We start from the raw sequence: 1,155 nt of genomic DNA on the forward strand, positions 1-1,155 counted from the left end.
TAAAAATTTAATTGTTTTATGTGCAGAAAATCAATATTATTGTTAAAATCATATCCTGATATTTTATTTATGGTTATTTTATGTTTATCTTTCTAGAAATGTTGTGTTTAATTTGGGTAAGTAATACAATTCTTCGGTTTATGAAAGTCCATTAGCACTAGGTAATGTAACTTGAAGATAAATTTGTATTATTAAATATTCGAAATAACGTAATCATTTATTTTGTTTTTTAACAAAAAAGAATCAACAATCGTTAATCAATCGTTTGCAAAAAAAAGATTGACTATATTTGCAACTTATTACAATTCGAAGAATGAAACACATTAGAAATTTATGAATAATTGCACATAATGACCACGGAAAAAGTACGCTTGCAGACAGACTTTTAGGGGCAACCCAAACCGTAACCGCTCGCGAAGAAAAAGCTCAATTGCTTGACAATATGGACTTAGAACGAGAACGAGGCATTACTATAAAAAGTCACGCCATTCAGATGGAATATACTTATAAAGGGCAAGAATACATCTTGAACCTAATAGATACGCCTGGTCATGTCGATTTTTCGTACGAAGTTTCTAGATCAATTGCCGCTTGCGAAGGCGCACTTTTGATTGTTGATGCTGCACAAAGTATTCAGGCTCAAACAATTTCGAATTTGTATTTGGCTCTTGAGAATGATTTGGAAATTATTCCAGTTTTGAACAAAGTCGATTTGCCAAGTGCGAATCCTGAAGAGGTTTCTGACGATATTATTGATCTTTTGGGTTGTAAACTCGAAGATATTATTCACGCAAGTGGAAAAACTGGTTTTGGTGTCGAAAATATTTTAGCAGCCATTATCGAGAAAATCCCACCTCCAAAAGGCAATATCGATGAACCTTTGCAGGCATTAATATTCGATTCACATTACAACTCATTTCGAGGCATAGAAGTTATTTTTAGAGTCAAAAACGGAGAAATCCGCAAAGGTCAAAAAATAAAATTTATGGCAACTGGCAACGAATACTTTGCCGACGAAATAGGTACATTGAAATTGAATCAGGTTCCGAAAAATGTAATTTCGGCTGGCGATGTTGGTTATTTAATCTCTGGAATCAAAGAAGCCAAAGAAGTTAAAGTAGGTGATACTTTGACAGATGCCAAAACACCAACCAC

Annotated in this window: 1 protein-coding gene; it reads left to right on the top strand. The window is 33.6% G+C overall.

The window, feature by feature from the left end; genetic code table 11:
- Positions 1–337: 337 nt before the first annotated feature.
- Positions 338–1,155 (top strand): GTP-binding protein (locus tag RMO83_RS16310; RefSeq protein WP_310560763.1); only part of this gene is annotated, 818 nt, incomplete at its 3' end.

The sequence above is a fragment of the Flavobacterium sp. genome (genome assembly GCF_031423415.1).
In the GTDB taxonomy this organism is placed as follows: domain Bacteria; phylum Bacteroidota; class Bacteroidia; order Flavobacteriales; family Flavobacteriaceae; genus Flavobacterium.